The organism is Salipiger thiooxidans, from assembly GCF_900102075.1.
Classification (GTDB): domain Bacteria; phylum Pseudomonadota; class Alphaproteobacteria; order Rhodobacterales; family Rhodobacteraceae; genus Salipiger; species Salipiger thiooxidans.
Genome location: NZ_FNAV01000068.1, coordinates 1 through 1,445, shown reverse-complemented (window position 1 = coordinate 1,445; position 1,445 = coordinate 1). Strand labels below are relative to the sequence as shown.

General features: G+C 55.9%; 1 rRNA gene. It reads right to left on the bottom strand.

Features of this window, described 5'->3' with window-relative positions:
• Nucleotides 1-155 precede the first annotated feature (155 nt).
• Nucleotides 156-1,445: ribosomal RNA gene (locus tag BLQ77_RS28060) — 23S ribosomal RNA — on the bottom strand; the annotation flags it as partial.

The following is a 1,445-nucleotide window of genomic DNA, read 5'->3' as shown; positions in this document are numbered from 1 at the left end:
CAACGCGGGTCCCGCACCTCTCCATGCCAGGCGCAGCGAGCAAATCAACCCCGTTCTGCTTTCGCGTCAGGGACGTTGTCCATGTCATCACACTTACGGTGTGTATGCTTTTGATGGTCCGCAGAGATCAGGTATGAACCTGTCTGTTACTGGATCAAATCAAGCCTATCGGGCCATTAGTACCGGTCAACTGAACATGTTACCATGCTTACATCTCCGGCCTATCGACGTGGTGGTCTTCCACGGCCCTCAGGGATACCTTGTTTTGAGGGGGGCTTCCCGCTTAGATGCCTTCAGCGGTTATCCTGTCCGATCATAGCTACCCAGCACTGCCGTTGGCACGACAACTGGTCCACCAGTGGATCGTTCACCCCGGTCCTCTCGTACTAGGGGCAACTCCTCTCAAGTATCCTACACCCACGGCAGATAGGGACCGAACTGTCTCACGACGTTCTAAACCCAGCTCACGTACCTCTTTAAACGGCGAACAGCCGTACCCTTGGGACCTGCTCCAGCCCCAGGATGAGATGAGCCGACATCGAGGTGCCAAACACTGCCGTCGATATGGACTCTTGGGCAGTATCAGCCTGTTATCCCCGGCGTACCTTTTATCCGTTGAGCGATGGCCCTCCCACTTGGGACCACCGGATCACTATGGCCGTCTTTCGACTCTGCTCGACTTGTCAGTCTTGCAGTCAGGCTGGCTTCTGCCATTGCACTCAACGAGCGATTTCCGACCGCTCTGAGCCAACCTTCGCGCGCCTCCGTTACGCTTTAGGAGGCGACCGCCCCAGTCAAACTACCCGCCACACAGGGTCCCGGATCCGGATAACGGACCGCGGTTAGACATCAAGCAGAACAAGGGTGGTATCTCAAGGAAGGCTCCACAGGAACTGGCGTCCCTGCTTCGAAGCCTACCACCTATCCTGCACATGTTGTGCCTGATGCCAGTGTGAAGCTGTAGTAAAGGTGCACGGGGTCTTTCCGTCTAACCGCGGGAAGCCTGCATCTTGACAGGCAATTCAATTTCGCTGAGTCGATGTTGGAGACAGCGGGGAAGTCGTTACGCCATTCGTGCAGGTCGGAACTTACCCGACAAGGAATTTCGCTACCTTAGGACCGTTATAGTTACGGCCGCCGTTTACCTGGGCTTCAATTCGGAGCTCTCACCCCTCCTTTTAACCTTCAGGCACCGGGCAGGCGTCAGACCCTATACGTCGTCTTGCGACTTCGCAGAGCCCTGTGTTTTTAGTAAACAGTCGCCACCCCCTGGTTTGTGCCCCCAGCCCCTAGTTGCCTAGGAACCGGGCCTCCTTCTCGCGAACTTACGGAGGTATTTTGCCGAGTTCCTTCAACATCGTTCTCTCAAGCGCCTTGGTATGCTCTACCAGTCCACCTGTGTCGGTTTAGGGTACGGTCCTAAAGTGGGGCTATTTCCAGGGACC